This window comes from Streptomyces sp. F63 (assembly GCF_018070345.1).
Lineage (GTDB): Bacteria > Actinomycetota > Actinomycetes > Streptomycetales > Streptomycetaceae > Streptomyces.
Genome location: NZ_JAGPXX010000013.1, coordinates 1 through 17,430, shown reverse-complemented (window position 1 = coordinate 17,430; position 17,430 = coordinate 1). Strand labels below are relative to the sequence as shown.

The following is a 17,430-nucleotide window of genomic DNA, read 5'->3' as shown; positions in this document are numbered from 1 at the left end:
CCCCGCTTCCGCTGCTTTCGGCCGTCATCGGGGCCGCTGGTGCAGCCCCAGATTCTCGTAGATCTCCAGCGTCGCCGTCGAGTGGTTCAGGGTGATGAAGTGCAACCCCGGGATGCCCTCTCCCATCAACCGCGCGCACAGCTCCGTGGCGTATTCGATCCCAATGGAGCGTACAGCGGCGGCGTCATCTTTGACCGCGAGGATCCGCTCGGCCAGCTCCGGAGGGAAGGCCGCGTTGCTGAGCTGGGCGAATCTCTCGATCTGCCGGACGTTGGTGACCGGCATGATCTCGGGGATGATCGGGGTCTCGCAGCCGGCCGCGGCCACCCGGTCGCGCAGCCGCAGATAGTCCTCGGGGTAGAAGAACATCTGGGTGATGGCGAAGTCGGCGCCGGCCCGGCACTTGTCGACGAAGTGCCGTATGTCGCTCTCCCAGTCGGGGGACCGCGGGTGCATCTCGGGGAAGGCCGCGACGCCCACGCAGAAGTCGCCGGACTCCTTGATCAGCCGGACCAGGTCGGCGGCGTACCGGACCCCCTGGGGGTGTGGGACCCACTCGCCCATCGGGTCGCCGGGCGGGTCGCCGCGGAGCGCGAGCATGTTCCGGATGCCGGCGCCGGCGTAGCTGCCGATGACGTTGCGGAGCTCGGCGACGGAGTGGTTCACCGCGGTGAGGTGGGCGACGGGCGTGAGCGTGGTCTCGGTGGCGATCCGCTCGGTGGCCCGCACGGTTCCCTCACGCGAGGAGCCGCCCGCGCCGTACGTCACGGAGACGAAGGTGGGGGCGACGGCCTCGATCCGCCGGATGGCGTTCCACAGCGTCCGCTCACCCTTCTCCGTCTTGGGGGCGGCGAACTCGAACGAGTACGACTGCGCGCCGGATGCGAGGAGGTCGCGCACGGTGCGGGCGTGATCCGTCCGGGTGGAGGGGATGCCAAGGGCCATACCGGCAGGTTAACCAGCCGGCGCGGCCGCCCCCAGCCCTGTCCAGCAAGCGGACACCGGTCCGGCCCGGGAAGGGCGGACGGCCCGGGCGGAAGCGGGCGTCCCCTCCGGTCAGAGCGGGCGTTCCCGCAGCCTGCGGGCGAGGTCCGCGGTGGCCGCGGCCGGATCAGAGGCCTCCGTGATGGCGCGGACCACCACGACCCGCCGGGCGCCCGCGTCCAGCACCTCCTCCAGATTGCCCGCGTCGATCCCGCCGATGGCGAACCACGGGCGGCCGGTGCCGAGCGCCGCGGTGGAGCGGACCAGGTCCAGGCCGGGGGCGGGCCGTCCGGGCTTGGTCGGGGTCGGCCAGCAGGGGCCGGTGCAGAAGTAGTCGGCGCCCGGCTCGGTGGCCGCCGCGGTGGCCTCGGCCGCGGAGTGGGTGGACCGGCCGATCAGCGGGCCGTCGCCGAGGACGGCGCGGGCAGCGGGGACGGGCAGGTCGCCCTGGCCGAGGTGGAGGATGTCGGCGCCCGCGGCGTGGGCGATGTCGGCACGGTCGTTGACGGCGAGCAGCGCGCCGTGACGGCGGCAGGCATCGGCCATCACGTCCAGATGCTCCAGCTCCTCGCGGGCCTCGATGCCCTTGTCGCGCAGCTGCACGATGTCCACGCCGGAGGAGAGCACCGCGTCGAGGAAGGCGGGCAGATCGCCCTGGCGGGTGCGGGCGTCGGTGCACAGATAGAGCCGGGCGGCGGCGAGCTGCGCGGCGGCCCGGTCATGGGCGTGGGCACGGGCCATGGTGGTCCCCCCGTGTCGTCGGCGTACGGACCCGGGGTCCTCCGGGTCCGCACGCCGTTGCGGTTGTTCGGGTCCTGCGGGGTGCGGACGCGCCGGCGCGCACCCGGTGATGCGTACGGTACGGGCCGCCGGCCGGCCGCCGGCGCGGCCCCCTCCCGCCGTCCGGGCGTGCGCGGGCCCGGACGGCTCAGGACGGGCCCGCTGGAGAGCCTCCGCGGGGCGCCGCCCGGCAGGCCGGGCGCTTCCCGCACGGCGGGCCGCGCCGGCCCACCGGCGGGGCGGCCGGTGCGTTCCGGTCCCGGCCGGGTCAGACGGCGAGCGCCTGGGCGCGGCGCTTCACCTCCGTACCGCGGTTCTCGCCCAGGGCCTGGGCCGGTGTGCCGGGCAGGCTGGGATCCGGGGTGAAGAGCCATTCCAGCATTTCCTCGTCGGTGAAGCCGTCGTCCCGCAGGAGCGTCAGCGTTCCGACGAGGCCCTTGATCACCTTGCCGTCGCCGATGAAGGCGGCGGGCACCTGGAGCACGCGGTTCTCGCCACGGCGCACCGCGATCAGCTGGCCCTCCTTGACCAGCTGCCGGACGCGGGTCACCTCGACGCCGAGGCGTTCGGCGACGTCGGGGAGGGTGAGCCAGTCGGAGACGAGCGCTTCGGTCTTCGTGTCAATCTCGGTCACGGGTCCAGCGTGCCATCCGGCACCGACAGCCGGAAAGCGCGGCGCCGCCGGGTGGGCGCGCCCACCCGCTCAGACGGCGGCCGACTTCAGCGGCACGGAGGGGTCGGCGGCCCGCTCCGGGTCGAGACGCGCCGCCCGCTCGATCAGCCGGCGGCCCTGTGCCAGGTCGCGCGGCCGGCCCACGGCGAGCAGGGCGGTCAGCACCCCGTCCCGCAGCCAGCAGACCGACCAGGAGACACCCGCCGGGTCACCGCGCCACACCAGGCGCTCTCCACCGGAGTGGTGCCCCGCGTACTGCAGGAAGCGGCCGAACTGCTCCGACCAGAAGTACGGCACCGGGTCGTACACGGGGGTCTCCTCGGCGCAGCGCGCGATGTGCGCGGCCACGGTGGCCGGTCCGCGGAAGGCGTTGTCCCAGTGGTGGATGAGCAGCCGTTCCCCGTAGCGGGCGGAGGGGAAGGAGGCGCAGTCGCCGACCGCGTAGACGTCCGGCAGCGAGGTGCGCAGCCGTTCGTCGGCCCGTACGGAGCCGTCCGCGCAGAGCTCTACGCCGGAACCGCCCAGCCAGCCGGTGGCGGGCCGGGCGCCGATGCCGACGACGACGGCGTCCGCGCGGAGGCGGCTGCCGTCCCCGAGGAGGACGCCGCCGGGCTCGACGGCGGCGACGCGGGTGCCGGTGAGGAGGCGGGCGCCGGCCTCCTCGTACCAGCCGGCCATGGGAGCGGTCACCTCGGCCGGGAGGGCGCCGGACAGGGGGCGGGCGGTGGCCTCGACGACGGTGACGGGGCAGCCGGCCTCGCGTGCGGCGGTGGTGAGTTCGGCGCCGATCCAGCCCGCGCCGACGATGACGACCGGGCGGCCGGCGGCGAGCACCGGGCGCAGCCGTTCGGCGTCGTCGAGGGTGCGCAGGACGTGCACACCGGGTGTGGTCTCGCTGCCGGGGAGGCCGACGGCATCGGCGCCGGTGGCGATGACGAGGTGGTCGTACGGGAGCGCGGTGTCCCCGGCGACGACCAGCCGGTCGGCGGCGCGGAGCGCGTTCGCCGAGTGGCCGAGGAGCAGTTCGACGTCCAGGGCGGCGAAGTCGATGCCGAGGCCGGTGGCTCCGGCCGGACCGGCGGCCGCGGCCGCGCCGTCCCCGGCGGCCCCGGCCGCGCCCGGGTTGCCGCCGTGCGGGGCGGCCTGGAGCAGTGCCTTCGACAACGGCGGCCGGTCGTACGGCTGGTGGGCCTCGGCGCCGAGGAGGGTCACGGCACCCGGCCAGCCCTCCTCCCGGAGCGCGACCGCCGTCCGCGCTCCCGCCATGCCCGCGCCGACGATCACGACTCGTTCCGCTGTCCGTCTGTCCTCGCTCACGCGTTCACTCTAGGGCTGCCGCCGAGGGCACCGCGGGCGGGCACCTCCCCGGGGCCGGACACCCGGCCGGTGCGGACACGAGGACCCGTCCGCGGGGTGAACGGGCCGTACCGAGAGGCCCTCCGGGCCGCGGCGCGGCCGCGAGCGGTGGCGGAACCCCACGGGAGCCGGGCCTTTACACCGCTCGGCGCGGTGGCGTTAGGCTGGCGGTCACAGAGCACTCGCGGGAGCCCGGAGGACCGGGCTGAGAGGGAGGCCGGACCGCCTCCGACCGTACGAACCTGATCCGGGTCATGCCGGCGAAGGGAGGAGCTGGATGCGCACGCACCCATCACCGCGGGACGCGCACGGCGGCGGGGAGGGTCAAGCGGCCGGAGCCGGGCGGGGATCCACCCGGCGCACCCATGACGTACTGGTCGTCGGGGGCGGGGTCATCGGCCTGGTCACCGCCTGGCGGGCGGCCCAGCGCGGTCTGGACACCGCCGTCGCCGACCCCGCGCCGGGCGGCGGTGCCGCGCAGGTGGCGGCCGGGATGCTGGCCGCCGTCACCGAACTCCACTACGGCGAGCAGACACTGCTCGGTCTCAACCTGGCCTCCGCCGCGCGCTACCCGGCGTTCGCGGCGGAACTGGCGGAGGCGAGCGGCCAGGACATCGGGTACCGGGCCTGCGGCACCCTCGCCGTCGCCCTGGACGCCGACGACCGCGCCCATCTGCGCGAACTGCACGCCCTGCAACTGGCGTCGGGACTGGACGCGCAGTGGCTGACGGGCCGCGAGTGCCGGCGCCTGGAGCCCATGCTCGCTCCCGGGGTGCGCGGGGGTCTGCGGGTGGACGGCGACCACCAGTGCGATCCGCGCCGGCTGGCGGCAGCCCTAGTGCGCGCCTGCGAACGCGCGGGGGTCGTCTTCCACCGGCAGCGCGCCGAACGGCTGTCCGTATCGGCGGACCGCGCGACCGGGGCCGTCCTGGGCGACGGCACGGCCGTCGCGGCGGGGCTGACCGTGCTGGCGGCCGGAAGCACGAGCGGGCGGCTGCCGGGCGTGCCGCGGGAGGTGCTGCCGCCCGTGCGGCCGGTCAAGGGACAGGTGCTGCGGCTGCGGGTGCCGGAGCGGTACGCGCCCTTCCTCTCGCGGACCGTACGGGCCGTGGTGCGCGGCGGGCAGGTCTATCTGGTGCCGCGGGAGAACGGCGAACTGGTGATCGGCGCGACCAGCGAGGAACTCGGCTGGGACACCACCGTCACCGCGGGCGGGGTGTACGAACTGCTGCGCGACGCCCACGAGCTGGTGCCCGGTCTGACCGAACTGCCGCTGACCGAGACCCGTGCGGGACTGCGCCCCTGCTCGCCCGACAACGCCCCGCTGCTCGGCCCGTCCGCGCTGCCCGGCCTGCATCTGGCGACGGGCCACCACCGCAACGGCGTGCTGCTCACCCCGGTCACCGGGGACGCGATGGCCGAGGCGCTGACCACGGGTGCGCTGCCGGAGGAGGCCCGTGCCTTCTCGCCGCTGCGGTTCGCGGGCGGGACGGCGGCCACCGGCACCACGGCCCCCGCTTCCGCACGGCAGGATCAGCCCGCATGACCGCCGGCACCGACGCCACCACCGGCACAGGCGGCCGCGTGACCGTGTCCGTCAACGGGGCGCCCCGGGACCTGCCCGCCGGCACCACGCTGGACCGGCTCGTCGACGGCTTCACGCAAGCCCGTACGGGAGTCGCCGCCGCCGTCAACGAAGCCGTCGTCCCGCGCGGTGACTGGCCCGCCGTCCGGCTGAGCGACGGCGACCGCGTCGAGATCCTCACCGCCGTCCAGGGAGGCTGACCCATGGCCGACACCACCGTGCACGGCGGCTCCGCCCCGGCCGCACCCGCTCACGCGTCCGGCTCCCCGCCCGCGTACACGCCCGCCGCCGACCCGCTGGTCGTCGCGGGGGTCCCGTTCACCTCCCGGCTGATCATGGGCACCGGCGGCGCCTCCAGCCTGGACGTCCTGGAGCGGGCCCTCGCCGCCTCCGGCACCGAGCTGACGACCGTGGCAATGCGCCGGCTGGATCCGACCGTGCAGGGCTCCGTCCTGTCCGTCCTGGACCGGCTCGGCATCCGTGCCCTGCCCAACACCGCCGGCTGCTTCACCGCCGGGGAAGCGGTCCTCACCGCCCGCCTCGCCCGTGAGGCGCTCGGCACGGACTGGGTGAAGCTGGAGGTCGTCGCCGACGAGCGCACCCTGCTGCCCGATCCCGTCGGACTGCTGGACGCCGCCGAGACCCTGGTCGACGACGGCTTCGTCGTCCTGCCCTACACCAACGACGACCCGGTGCTGGCGCGCAGGCTGGAGGAGGCGGGCTGTGCCGCGATCATGCCGCTGGGCTCGCCCATCGGCTCCGGGCTCGGCATCCGCAACCCGCACAACTTCCAGTTGATCACCGAACGGGCCGGGGTGCCCGTCATCCTCGACGCGGGCGCGGGCACGGCCTCCGACGCGGCCCTGGCCATGGAGCTGGGCTGCGCCGCCGTGATGCTCGCCTCGGCGGTGACCCGCGCCCAGGAGCCGGTGCTGATGGCGCGGGCCATGCGGCACGCCGTGGAGGCGGGACGGCTGGCGCACCGCGCGGGCCGTATCCCGCGCCGCCATTTCGCCGAGGCGTCCTCGCCCGCCGAGGGCCGCGCCGTCCTGGATCCGGAGCGCCCGGCCTTCGGCTGACGCGAGGACACCGCGGCCGGGCCGGGGGGCGGGACAGGCCGGACGGGGCCGACGGGCAGCGGCGGGCAGACGCGGCGAAGCCCGCGTACGGGGGCGCGGCGCGCCGGCCGGCGGGATCCCCGGCGCGGTTCCCGCCGCGCGTCCCCGGTGCCGGAGCCCCGCGGCACCGCGGGGCTCCGGCACCGCGGGGCTCCACCGGCACCGCCGCCGTGCCGGCCCGGACGTCCCGGAGGCTGTGACCGTTCTCACGCCGGCCCCGCCTCCCTCCCGGCGCCGCCCCGCGTTGGCCCCCCTCCGTCCGCGCGTGTCGGCGCTCCCGGCCCGTACGCCCCAACAGCCGCCCCCGGCACGGCCGGTGCACGCCCGCGGCGCGTACCGCCGGTGCGTTTCCCACCCGCTGTCACATTCGGGTAGCGGTACGGCCATAAGGGCGCCGGGGACGCTCCGCACCGCGCGCCCCGGCTCGTAGACTCACCAGCGTGGATACGACCCTGCAGGACCCCTCGTCCGGCCCGCGCCGGGAGGACCCCCTGGTCGGGCAGGTGCTCGACGGCCGCTACCGGATCGACGCGCGGATCGCCACCGGCGGCATGGCCACCGTCTACCGGGGCCTCGACACCCGGCTCGACCGGGTGCTCGCGCTCAAGGTGATGCACCCCGGGCTCGCGGCCGACGCCTCCTTCGTGGAGCGCTTCATCCGCGAGGCGAAGGCCGTGGCGCGGCTGGACCACCCCAACGTCGTCGGGGTGTACGACCAGGGCGACGACGGCAGCCACGTCTTCCTCGCCATGGAGTACGTCGCCGGGTGCACCCTGCGCGACGTGCTGCGCGAGCGCGGCGCCCTGCGTCCCCGGGCCGCGCTGGACATCCTGGAGCCCGTCCTCGCCGCGCTCGGCGCCGCGCACCTCGGCGGGCTCGTCCACCGCGACATGAAGCCGGAGAACGTCCTGATCGGCGACGACGGCCGGGTCAAGGTCGCCGACTTCGGCCTGGTGCGCGCCGTGGACACCGACACCACCGCCTCCCCCGGCACCCTGCTCGGCACCGTCTCGTATCTCGCACCCGAGCAGATCGAGCACGGCACCGCCGACGCCCGCGTCGACGTCTACGCCTGCGGCATCGTGCTGTACGAGATGCTGACCGGCGCCAAGCCGCACGCCGGCGGTTCCCCCGCCCAGGTGCTCTACCAGCACCTTCACGAGGACGTGCCGCCGCCGTCGGCCGCCGTGCCCGGTCTGGCCCCCGGGCTGGACCGCCTGGTGTGCGACGCCACCGCACGCGCCCCCGGCGCGCGCCCGGCCGACGCGGCCTCGATGCTCGCGGCGGTCCGCGAGGTGCGCGCCGGGCTCACCGGGGCGGAGCTGGACGCCGTGCCGCCGCGGGCGCTGACGCCCGCGGCCGCCGGCAGCGAGGATCGTACGAGCGTCCTGCCCCGTACCCGCGCCGCGGCGGCTTCCCCGGCCCACCGCGGCGGGGCGCGCGGCGAGCCGTACGAGAGCACCACCGCCCTGCACCGCGAGGACGGCCTGGAGCGCACCAGCCGGCTGGAGGTGCCGCCGGAAGCTCCGGGGCCCGGCTCCTCCGCCGTTCCCACCGCGCCCGCCGGCCGCGCGCTGCGGCGCCGCCGGCTGCTGCCGCTGATCACGGCCGGGCTACTGCTGCTGGGGAGCGTCCTGGGGGTCTGGTACATCAACTCGGGCCAGTTCACGCGGGTCCCGGGCGTGCTGGGCGAGACCCGGGCGGCGGCCGAGAAGACCCTGCGCTCGGCCGGGCTGGACGTCGAGGTGCGGGAGGGCTTCAGCGATGTCGTGGAGCGCGGCCGTGTCATCAGCACCGATCCGGAGCGCGGCGCCCGCATCCGCGACACCCGCACGGTCACTCTCCTCGTCTCCAGGGGCCCGGACGTGGTGGAGGTCCCGGATCTGAAGGGCGTACCGCTGGGCAAGGCGAAGGACCGGCTCAAGGAGCTGGGCCTGGTGCCCGGCGTGGTCACCGACACCTTCCACGACACGGTGGCCCGCGGCGCGGTGGTCCGCACCAGCCCGGAGGCCGGCACCGAACGGAAGCCCGACACGGCCGTCGCCCTCACCGTCTCCCGGGGCGAGCCCGTGGAGACCCCCGACGTGACCGGCGAACCGGCGGGCGACGCCCGGCAGACGCTGGAGGACGCGGGTCTCAAGGTGAGGATCGCCCCGAAGCGGGTCTTCTCCGAGGAGGAGAAGGGTGCGGTGGCCGAGCAGTCACCCGCCGAGGGGGCCACCCTGGCGCAGGGGGACACGGTCACGCTCACCCTGTCCCGGGGCCCGGAGATGATCACGGTTCCGGACGTCGAGGGCGAGGACGCCGGGGACGCGCGGCGCCAACTGGAGGAACTGGGCTTCGAGGTGAAGGTCCGCCGGTTCTTCTTCGGCGACACGGTCTTCGACCAGTCGGTCGACCCGGGCGACGAGGCCCCGAAGGGCAGCACGATCACGCTCCGCGTGCGCTAGGGCGGCCGCGGTCGTGCGGGGGACCGGCCGGCCGCGGGGGGCGGGCGCGTCCCGGCAGTGCGGCGCGGCGCGGCGGCGCGCGGGCGGCCGTCCGGCTCGGTGACGAGGTGGGCGCGGCGGGAAGCGCCGGTCCCGGACGCCCGAGGACTCCGAGGCGCCGTGCGGGGCGCCGCCACCCGCGGCAGCGGAGCGGCCAGACGCGTCGTTTCACTCCCGTGCGGTCACCAACGCGGCACGGATCTCCACTCGGTCAGCAGCTTCCTGCGCAATTCGCGGATTTGCCTAATGGCATTAGGTTTCTGCATAGTGACTTCAGCGAACAGGAGGTGCGGCAGTGGCACGCGCGGGACTGACCGCGGAACGGCTGACCCGGGCCGGAGCGGAGCTGGCCGACGAGGCCGGACTCGACCAGGTGACCCTCTCGGCCCTCGCCCGGCGGTTCGGCGTCAAGGTGGCGAGCCTGTACTCGCACGTGAGGAACTCCCGGGACCTCCGGACCCGGATCACCCTCCTCGCCCTGGAGGAACTCGCCGACCGGGGCGCCGCCGCCCTCGCCGGGCGGGCCGGGAAGGACGCCCTGACCGCCCTGGCGGACGTCTACCGCGACTACGCCCGGGAGCACCCCGGCCGCTACGCCGCGGCCCGGCTGAGGCTCGACCCGGAGACGGCGGCGGCCAGTGCCGGCGGCCGGCACTCCGCGATGACCCGGGCGATTCTGCGCGGCTACGACCTGACGGAGCCGGACCGGACGCACGCGGTCCGGCTGCTGGGCAGCGTCTTCCACGGCTACGTCACCCTGGAGACGGCGGGAGCGTTCAGCCACAGCGCCCCCGGCACCGAGGAGACCTGGCCGAGGATCCTGGACGCCCTCGACGCCCTGCTGCGGAACTGGCCCGCACCCCCGGCCCCCTCCGGTCCCCCGTCCACGCACCGGTCCGCGTCCCCGTCCACAGCCTGACCCGGCGCCCCGGCCCGTGTGGTCTCCGCCGGAGACCTGCCGGGAGACCGCTGCCGACCCGGCACCCCGCGAAGCCCGGCCATCCGCATCCCACACCCAGCGAGGCAGGCCATGTCCACCGAGCACCTCCCGATCGCCACCCCCATCACCGCGGATCTCCTGCGCGGCGCCCTCGACCTGGAGCGCACCGAGCACGGTCTGCTGCCGCACCGGCTGCCCGCCCGGGCCCGCGCCCAGTGCGCCGACGGACAGCTGGCCCTGGCCGAGTCGCAGCCCTCGGGCGTACGGCTGGTGTTCCGCACCCGGGCCACCGCGGTGGAGCTGGACACGCTGCCCACCAAGCGGGTGTACAAGGGCGCCCCGCCCCGGCCGGACGGTCCGTACGACCTGCTCGTCGACGGCCGCCCGGCCGGGCAGGGAAGGGTGACGGGCGGGAACACCCTGCTCATCGACATGGCCGCCGGGACCGCCGAGAAGCGGCCCGGCCCGCCCGGCACCGTCCGCTTCGCCGGCCTGCCCGGCGTCGTCAAGGACGTCGAGATCTGGCTGCCGCACAACGAGACCACCGAACTCCTCGCCCTGCGCACCGACGCCCCCGTCGAGCCGCTGCCCGCCGGGGGCCGCCGCGTGTGGCTGCACCACGGGAGTTCGATCAGCCACGGCTCCGACGCCGCGAGCCCGACCACCACCTGGCCGGCCCTGGCCGCCTCGCTCGGCGGCGTGGACCTGGTCAACCTGGGCCTGGGCGGCGGCGCCCTGCTCGATCCGTTCACCGCCCGCGCCCTGCGCGACACTCCGGCGGACCTGATCAGCGTCAAGATCGGCATCAACATCGTCAACGCCGACCTGATGCGGCTCCGCGCCTTCGGCCCCGCGGTGCACGGCTTCCTCGACACCATCCGCGAGGGCCGTCCCACCGTCCCGCTGCTCGTCGTCTCCCCCGTCCTGTGCCCCATCCACGAGGACACCCCCGGCCCGAGCGCGCCGGACTTCGACCGCCTCGCGGAGGGGAGGCTCCGCTTCCGGGCCACGGGCGACCCCGCCGAGCGCGCCGCGGGAAAGCTGACCCTGGGGATCATCCGGGAGGAACTGAGCCGCCTCGTCGAGCAGCGGGCCGCCGACGACCCGCATCTGCACCACCTCGACGGCCGCGAGCTGTACGGAGAGGCGGACTCCGCCGAACTGCCCCTGCCCGACGAGCTCCACCCGGACGCCGCCACGCACCGCCGCATCGGCGAACGCTTCGCCGCCCTCGTCTTCGGCCCCGGCGGCCCGTTCTCCGCGCCGGAGGTGTGAACCGCCGCTCACCGCCCGGATCCGGGACCCGGAGGCGGTGCCGCGCGAGCCGCGCTGCCGCGTCGCAGGGAGCCCGCGCCCTTGCGGCCGCCCGGCCGCCCGTCCGCCGCGGCCGCCTGGCACCCTGGAGTGGTGAGCGCCCCGTACGTCCCCGCCCCCGGCCCGGCCCACTCCCCCGCCCGCGCCCGGAACCCCGTCGGCAGCCATGTCCCCGTGGCCGGCGGGCTCGCCGCCAAGGGGCTGGCCTACGCCCGGGAGATCGGCGCCGAGTCCGTGCAGGTGTTCGTGGCCAATCCCCGCGGCTGGGCGACCCCGGCCGGCTCCCCGGCGCAGGACGAGGCGTTCCGCACCGCATGCGCCGCCGAGGCGCTGCCCGCGTACGTCCATGCGCCCTATCTCATCAACTTCGGCTCGCACACGGAGGCGACCGCCGAACGCTCCGCGGAGTCCCTGCGGCATTCGCTCCGGCGCGGCCGGGCGATCGGCGCGCTGGGCGTCGTCGTCCACACCGGCTCGGCCACCGGCGGACGGGACCGCGCCACGGCCCTCGCGCAGGTACGGCAACGGGTGCTGCCGCTGCTGGACGAGCTGACGCACGACGACGATCCGTGGCTGCTGCTGGAACCGACCGCCGGCCAGGGTGCCTCGCTCTGCGCGCTCGCCGAGGACCTGGGCCCGTACTTCGACGTGCTGGACCGCCACCCCCGGCTCGGCGTCTGCCTGGACACCTGCCACGCCTTCGCCGCCGGGCACGACCTGGCGGCACCGGGCGGCGCCAAGGCCCTGCTGGACGAGCTCGTGGAGACGACCGGTCCGGGCCGGCTCAAGCTGATCCACGCCAATGACTCCAAGGACGTCACCGGCGCGCACAAGGACCGGCACGAGAACATCGGCAGGGGCCACATCGGGGCGGAGCCGTTCCGCGAGTTGTTCACCCACCCGGCGTCCGAGGGCGTACCGCTGGTCATCGAGACCCCGGGCGGCCGGGAGGGGCACGCGGCGGACGTGGCCCTGCTGAAGACCCTCCGGGACGGCGGCACCGGCGCGTAGCGGGGGCGGGGACGGCACGGCGGGCTCACCACGCGCCGGAGCCGGGACCGCCCGAAGGCACCGCCGGCGGGGCTACAGCTCCGGGCCCTCGCCCGGTTCCTCCTGGTAGGAGTAGCGCTGCTCGCGCCAGGGGTCACCGAGGTTGTGGTAGCCCCGTTCCTCCCAGAAGCCGCGGCGGTCGGCCGTCATGTACTCGATGCCCCGGAGCCACTTCGGCCCTTTCCAGCCGTACAGGTGCGGCACGATCAGCCGCACCGGGAAGCCGTGTTCGGCGGTGAGCAGCTCGCCGTCCTTGTGCGTGGCGAGAACGGTCCGCTCGGAGGCGAAGTCGGAGAGCCGCATATTGGCGCTGTAGCCGTACTCCGCCCAGGCCATGACGTGGGTGACGGCGGGAGCGGGCGGCGCGAGCTCCAGGATCGTACGGGCCGCCACGCCGCCCCATTCCGCGCCCGTCATGGAGAACTTGGTGACGCAGTGGAGATCGGCGGTGACCGTCGTGTAGGGCAGCGCCGAGAATTCCTCGTGGTTCCAGCGGTCCTTGCCGGCCGGGTCGGCCAGGGCGCCGAAGATCCGGAACTCCCAGCGCTCGGGTCTGAACTTGGGCACCGGCCCGTAGTGGGTCACCGGCCAGCCGCGCTGTAGCCGCTGGCCGGGAGGAAGGACCGGCTGTTCCCCTTCACGGCTTTCCGGCTGACCCATGAGGTCCATGGTGACAGACCCCGGCCGCGGATCGTGACCGGGGCGGGGACGAAGAGGATGAAAGCGGACCGATGCGGATGTTCAGATCCATTTCTCCAGCCGCCAGACCGGACGCCCGACCAGGGCGGCCGACCGGGGCGGCCGACCGGGGCGGACCGGCCGGGGAACCTCCCGCCGAACCGCACCCGGCCCCCGCCACGGCCCCCGGCCGCGACGCGTACAGGCACCCGGCGCGGAGGGGCGCGGATCGCTGTGATCCACGCCCCTCACGCACGTCAAGCGCCCGCAGACCCGCCCGGCGGCAAGTCCCGCGACGCGCCCGGGTCCCGGCTCACCGCCGCCGGCTCCGTCTCACTGCTCCCGGTACATCTCCGCGACCAGGAACGCCAGGTCCAGCGACTGGCTGCGGTTGAGCCGCGGGTCGCAGGCCGTCTCGTAGCGCTGGTGCAGGTCGTCCACGAAGATCTCGTGACCGCCGCCGACGCACTCGGTGACGTCGTCGCCGGTGAGCTCCATGTGGATGCCGCCCGGGTGGGTGCCGAGGCCCTTGTGGACCTCGAAGAAGCCCTTGACCTCGTCGAGCACGTCGTCGAAGCGGCGGGTCTTGTGGCCGGAGGCCGCCTCGAAGGTGTTGCCGTGCATCGGGTCGCAGGCCCAGACCACCTGGGCCCCGGAGGCGGTGACCTTCTCCACCAGGTTGGGGAGCTTCTCGCGGACCTTGTCCGCGCCCATCCGGGTGATGAAGGTCAGCCGGCCCGGCTCGCGGTCCGGGTCGAGCCGGTCGATGAGCGCCAGCGCGTCCTCCGGCGTCGTGGACGGGCCGAGCTTCACACCGACGGGGTTGCGCACCCGGGAGGCGAACTCGATGTGCGCCCCGTCGAGCTGCCGGGTCCGCTCGCCGATCCAGATCATGTGGCCGGAGACGTCGTACAGCTGCCCCGTCCGGGAGTCGGTGCGGGTCAGCGCCGACTCGTAGTCGAGGATCAGCGCCTCGTGCGAGGAGTAGAACTCGACGGTCCGGAACTCCTCCGGGTCCGCGCCGCAGGCGTTCATGAAGTTCAGCGCCCGGTCGATCTCCCGGGCCAGGGCCTCGTAGCGCTGCCCGGACGGGGAGTTCTTCACGAAGTCCTGGTTCCAGGCGTGCACCTGGCGCAGGTCGGCGTAGCCGCCCGTGGTGAAGGCGCGGACGAGGTTCAGCGTCGAGGCGGAGGCGTGGTACATCCGCTTGAGCCGCTCCGGGTCCGGAACGCGGGCCTTCTCGGTGAACTCGAAGCCGTTGACGGAATCGCCCCGGTACGAGGGCAGGGTCACTCCGTCGCGGGTCTCGGTCGACTTGGACCGGGGCTTGCTGTATTGGCCGGCGATCCGGCCCACCTTCACGACCGGCACGGATCCGGCGTAGGTGAGCACGGCCCCCATCTGGAGGAGCGTCTTCAGCTTGTTGCGGATCTGGTCCGCGCTCACGGCGTCGAACGCCTCGGCGCAGTCACCGCCCTGGAGCAGGAACGCCTCACCCCTGGCGACGGCACCCAGCTGGGCCCGCAGCTGGTCGCACTCGCCGGCGAAGACGAGCGGAGGATAGGACTCGAGGTCCGCGATCACATCGCGCAGAGCCTCGGAGTCGGGCCACTCGGGCTGCTGCGCCGCGGGCAGGTCTCGCCAGGTGTTGACACCGGCGGTGGATTCAGCGTTCACGGTCACGGCGTCAACCCTACGACGGTCCGCCCCGCCGCCCACCCGGCGCCCGGAATCTGAGACACACCGCACCACCCGCCGCCGACGCCGCCCCGGCTCCTCCCGCCCCCCTCGCGGCCTCGCGGCCCCCCGCCCCCCCCGGGGGGGCCGCCGTTCGCGCGAACGGTAGGGCGGTGAGGGCGGGGGCCGGTCGCGGGCCGCCGGGGCTCCAGAAGCCGAAGGATGCCGCCCTTCCCCGCCGGCCGGCCCGCCGCACCGGCGGACGTCGTCCCCGCCGTCCGGGCCCGCCCTCACCTGGTGCCGTTCCGCGGCCGGGCGGGGCGGGCCGGGCACACTCTCCGGAGCCGGCCGGGACCGGAGGGGATCCGCATCGCTTCAAGTATTGACGGTGTACCGACAGGTCTCTACGTTGACGGCATTCTTGAGAGCGCTCTCAAAGAGGAGGGTCCATGCACCTTCGCAGACTTCTGGCCGTCACCACGGCCGCCGGCTTAGCCGCCACGGGCCTCGCCGTGGCGGGGGCGGACAGCGCCGCCGCGGCCACCGTGCCCGTCGGACAGGGCAGTTACAGCGACGCCCGTCCGGCGGGCGCCGCGGGACCGCAGAACAACAGCGGCGCCCCCGTCACCCCCAAGGTCACGGCCGCCGCCGCGGACCGGCCCGTGCCGACCAACGACTGGTGGTCCTCCCTGGCCTTCCAGCGCTTCGCGAGCAACCCGTACTCCGAGAACATGTACGGCCACCCCCTCACGTACAAGGCGGTCTCCGGCGGACTGGAGGTCGGCTACCCCACCGCCTCGGCGATCGTCGGCGACGGCCGCCAGTACGAGTTCCCGCACCAGCGGGATCTCACCGTCGGTCTGGACGGCCTGAACTCCCCCGACGCCAGGGCCCACGACTGGAGCGACTGGACCGTCACGCCCCAGTGGTCCGACGGCTCCCGGACCTTCCGCGCCACCATCGGCCACGGCATGCCGTTCGTCTACGCCCAGGGCAGCGGCGGCGCCGCGCGGATCACCACCGCCGGCCCGCCCGAGGTCTTCGCCGACGACGGCAACGTGCTCGGCGTCACCGTCGCCGGCCACCACTACGCCCTCTTCGCACCCACCGGCAGCGACTGGACGGTCTCGGGGAACGACATCCGCGCCGGCCTCGGCGGCAAGGACTACTTCTCGCTGGCCGTCCTGCCCGGCACCGACGCCCTGGCGGACTACCGCGCCTACGCCTTCAGCTTCGTCACCGGCTCCAGGGCGACCTGGGACTACGACGAGAAAGCCGGCACGGTGCGCGCCGGCTACACCCTCACCACCACCGCCAAGGAGGGCACGGAGACCGGCACCCTCCAGGCCCTCTACCGCCACCAGTGGCTGCACACCACCGATGCGCTCACCCCGTACACCTACGTCTCGCCGCGCGGCACCATGAAGGTGCGCGAAGGGAGGAGCTTCACCACCGAGCAGCAGGTGACCGGCGTCCTGCCCGGCCTGCCGAAGACCTCCGGCCCCGACACCGCCCGCCTCAAGAGCTACCTCGACGAGGCCGTGAACTCCGGCGATCCGTTCAACGGAGCCCGGGACACCTACTGGACCGGCAAGGCCCTGGGCAAACTCGCCCAGCTCGTCCCGATCGCGGACCAGCTGGGGGAGACGGCTTCCCGGGACAAGCTGCTGGAGCTGATCAAGGGGCGGCTGGAGGCCTGGTTCACCGCCGGCGGGGAGGCCGAGTTCTCCTACGACGCGGACTGGCGCACCCTCACCGGCTACCCCGCCTCCTACGGCAGCGACAAGGAACTCAACGACCACCACTTCCACTACGGCTACTTCGTGCTGGCGGCCGCCGTCGTCGCCCAGCACGACCCGGAGTGGGCGGCGGACTCCGCCTGGGGCGGCATGGTGGACCTGCTCGTACGGGACACCGCCAACGCCAGCCGGACCGACGCCATGTTCCCCTTCCTGCGCGGCTTCGACGTCTACGCCGGGCACAGCTGGGCCGCCGGACACGCCTCCTTCGCGGCCGGCAACAACCAGGAGTCCTCCTCGGAGTCGGTCAACCTCAGCGCCGGTCTCGTCCTGTGGGGCTCGGCGACCGGCGACACCGCGCTGCGCGACCTGGGCGTCCACCTCCTCACCACGGAGTCCGAGGCCATCGCCCAGTACTGGTTCGACGCCGACGAGGAGGTCTACCCCGGCGACTACACCCACGACATCGTCGGCATGGTGTGGAGCAGCGGCGCCGCCTACGCCACCTGGTGGACCGCCAACCCCGAGGAGATCCACGGCATCAACGTCCTCCCCGTGACGGGCGGTTCGCTCCACCTGGCCCGCGAGAAGGACGCCATCCGGCGCAGCATCGCCGAGATGGAGCAGGAGAACGGCGGCCCGGCCACGGAATGGCGCGATCTGCTGTGGGAGTTCCAGGCCCTGGCCGATCCGGCGAAGGCCAAGGCCGCCTGGGACGCCACCGGCGGCGCCTACACCCCGGAGGAGGGGGAGACCAAGGCCCACACCTACCACTGGATCACCACGCTGGACGCGATCGGGGCCCCCGACACCTCCGTCACCGCCGACAGCCCCACCGCCGCCGCGTTCACCAAGGGCGACCGCCGCACCTACGCGGCCCGCAACGACACCGGCTCCGATCGGACGGTCACCTTCTCCGACGGCGCGGTCCTCAACGTCCCCGCCCACTCCTCCGCCTCCGGCGACGGCACGGACACCCCGCTGCCCGAGGACCCGGACCCCACCCCCACCCCCACCCCCACCGACCCGGAGCCCACGCCCACCGAC

14 protein-coding genes and 1 riboswitch are annotated in these 17,430 nt (G+C 74.7%); of the genes, 8 read left to right on the top strand and 6 right to left on the bottom strand.

What is annotated here, in order from left to right; translation table 11 throughout:
* Window positions 1-24: 24 nt before the first annotated feature.
* The 4 genes from metF to KBZ10_RS15590 form a co-directional block, all read right to left on the bottom strand.
* On the bottom strand, window positions 25-945 hold the full coding sequence (gene metF / locus KBZ10_RS15605) for a methylenetetrahydrofolate reductase [NAD(P)H] (protein ID WP_210988245.1): 921 nt from the start codon (window positions 943-945) through the stop codon (window positions 25-27).
* 111 nt (window positions 946-1,056) lie between these two features.
* Window positions 1,057-1,725, bottom strand: a complete 669-nt coding sequence (thiE, locus tag KBZ10_RS15600) for a thiamine phosphate synthase (protein ID WP_210988244.1) — start codon at window positions 1,723-1,725, stop codon at window positions 1,057-1,059.
* Window positions 1,726-2,032: 307 nt separating this feature from the next.
* Window positions 2,033-2,398 carry an Rv2175c family DNA-binding protein gene (locus tag KBZ10_RS15595; protein ID WP_030543004.1) on the bottom strand — a complete coding sequence of 122 codons (366 nt, stop codon included), beginning with the start codon at window positions 2,396-2,398 and terminating at the stop codon, window positions 2,033-2,035.
* Window positions 2,399-2,467: 69 nt separating this feature from the next.
* A complete protein-coding gene (locus tag KBZ10_RS15590) occupies window positions 2,468-3,703 on the bottom strand; it encodes an FAD-dependent oxidoreductase (RefSeq protein WP_247702457.1) in 1,236 nt (411 codons plus the stop codon).
* Window positions 3,704-3,967: 264 nt separating this feature from the next.
* Window positions 3,968-4,080, top strand: a riboswitch (TPP riboswitch).
* Here KBZ10_RS15590 and thiO point away from each other — a divergent pair.
* From thiO to KBZ10_RS15555, 7 genes are all read left to right on the top strand, one after another.
* Entirely contained in the window at window positions 4,071-5,339 is a 1,269-nt protein-coding gene (gene thiO, locus KBZ10_RS15585; RefSeq protein WP_210988242.1) for a glycine oxidase ThiO, read from the top strand. Its footprint overlaps the riboswitch before it by 10 nt.
* Complete coding sequence (gene thiS, locus KBZ10_RS15580; RefSeq protein ID WP_210988241.1) at window positions 5,336-5,578, top strand: sulfur carrier protein ThiS; 243 nt, start codon at window positions 5,336-5,338, stop codon at window positions 5,576-5,578. The genes thiO and thiS overlap by 4 nt, the downstream gene beginning before the upstream one ends.
* Window positions 5,579-5,581: 3 nt before the next feature.
* Window positions 5,582-6,457, top strand: a complete 876-nt coding sequence (locus KBZ10_RS15575; protein WP_210988240.1) for a thiazole synthase — start codon at window positions 5,582-5,584, stop codon at window positions 6,455-6,457.
* Window positions 6,458-6,936: 479 nt separating this feature from the next.
* On the top strand, window positions 6,937-8,946 hold the full coding sequence (gene pknB / locus KBZ10_RS15570; protein WP_307847463.1) for a Stk1 family PASTA domain-containing Ser/Thr kinase: 2,010 nt from the start codon (window positions 6,937-6,939) through the stop codon (window positions 8,944-8,946).
* A gap of 334 nt (window positions 8,947-9,280) precedes the next feature.
* A complete protein-coding gene (locus KBZ10_RS15565) occupies window positions 9,281-9,904 on the top strand; it encodes a TetR/AcrR family transcriptional regulator (RefSeq protein WP_210988239.1) in 624 nt (207 codons plus the stop codon).
* Between the two features lie 111 nt (window positions 9,905-10,015).
* Entirely contained in the window at window positions 10,016-11,200 is a 1,185-nt protein-coding gene (locus KBZ10_RS15560; RefSeq protein WP_210988238.1) for an SGNH/GDSL hydrolase family protein, read from the top strand.
* Window positions 11,201-11,332: 132 nt separating this feature from the next.
* The gene (locus KBZ10_RS15555; protein WP_210988237.1) at window positions 11,333-12,250 is read left to right on the top strand and encodes a deoxyribonuclease IV; all 918 of its coding nucleotides are present in this window, start codon (window positions 11,333-11,335) and stop codon (window positions 12,248-12,250) included.
* A gap of 72 nt (window positions 12,251-12,322) precedes the next feature.
* Here the strand turns inward: KBZ10_RS15555 and KBZ10_RS15550 are convergent, their stop codons facing one another.
* A complete protein-coding gene (locus KBZ10_RS15550) occupies window positions 12,323-12,949 on the bottom strand; it encodes a sulfite oxidase-like oxidoreductase (protein ID WP_210988236.1) in 627 nt (208 codons plus the stop codon).
* 351 nt (window positions 12,950-13,300) lie between these two features.
* On the bottom strand, window positions 13,301-14,650 hold the full coding sequence (locus KBZ10_RS15545; RefSeq protein ID WP_374223361.1) for a class II 3-deoxy-7-phosphoheptulonate synthase: 1,350 nt from the start codon (window positions 14,648-14,650) through the stop codon (window positions 13,301-13,303).
* A 443-nt stretch (window positions 14,651-15,093) separates the two neighbouring features.
* Here KBZ10_RS15545 and KBZ10_RS15540 point away from each other — a divergent pair.
* On the top strand, window positions 15,094-17,430 hold a 2,337-nt coding region (locus tag KBZ10_RS15540), incomplete at its 3' end, for a glycosyl hydrolase (protein ID WP_210988235.1).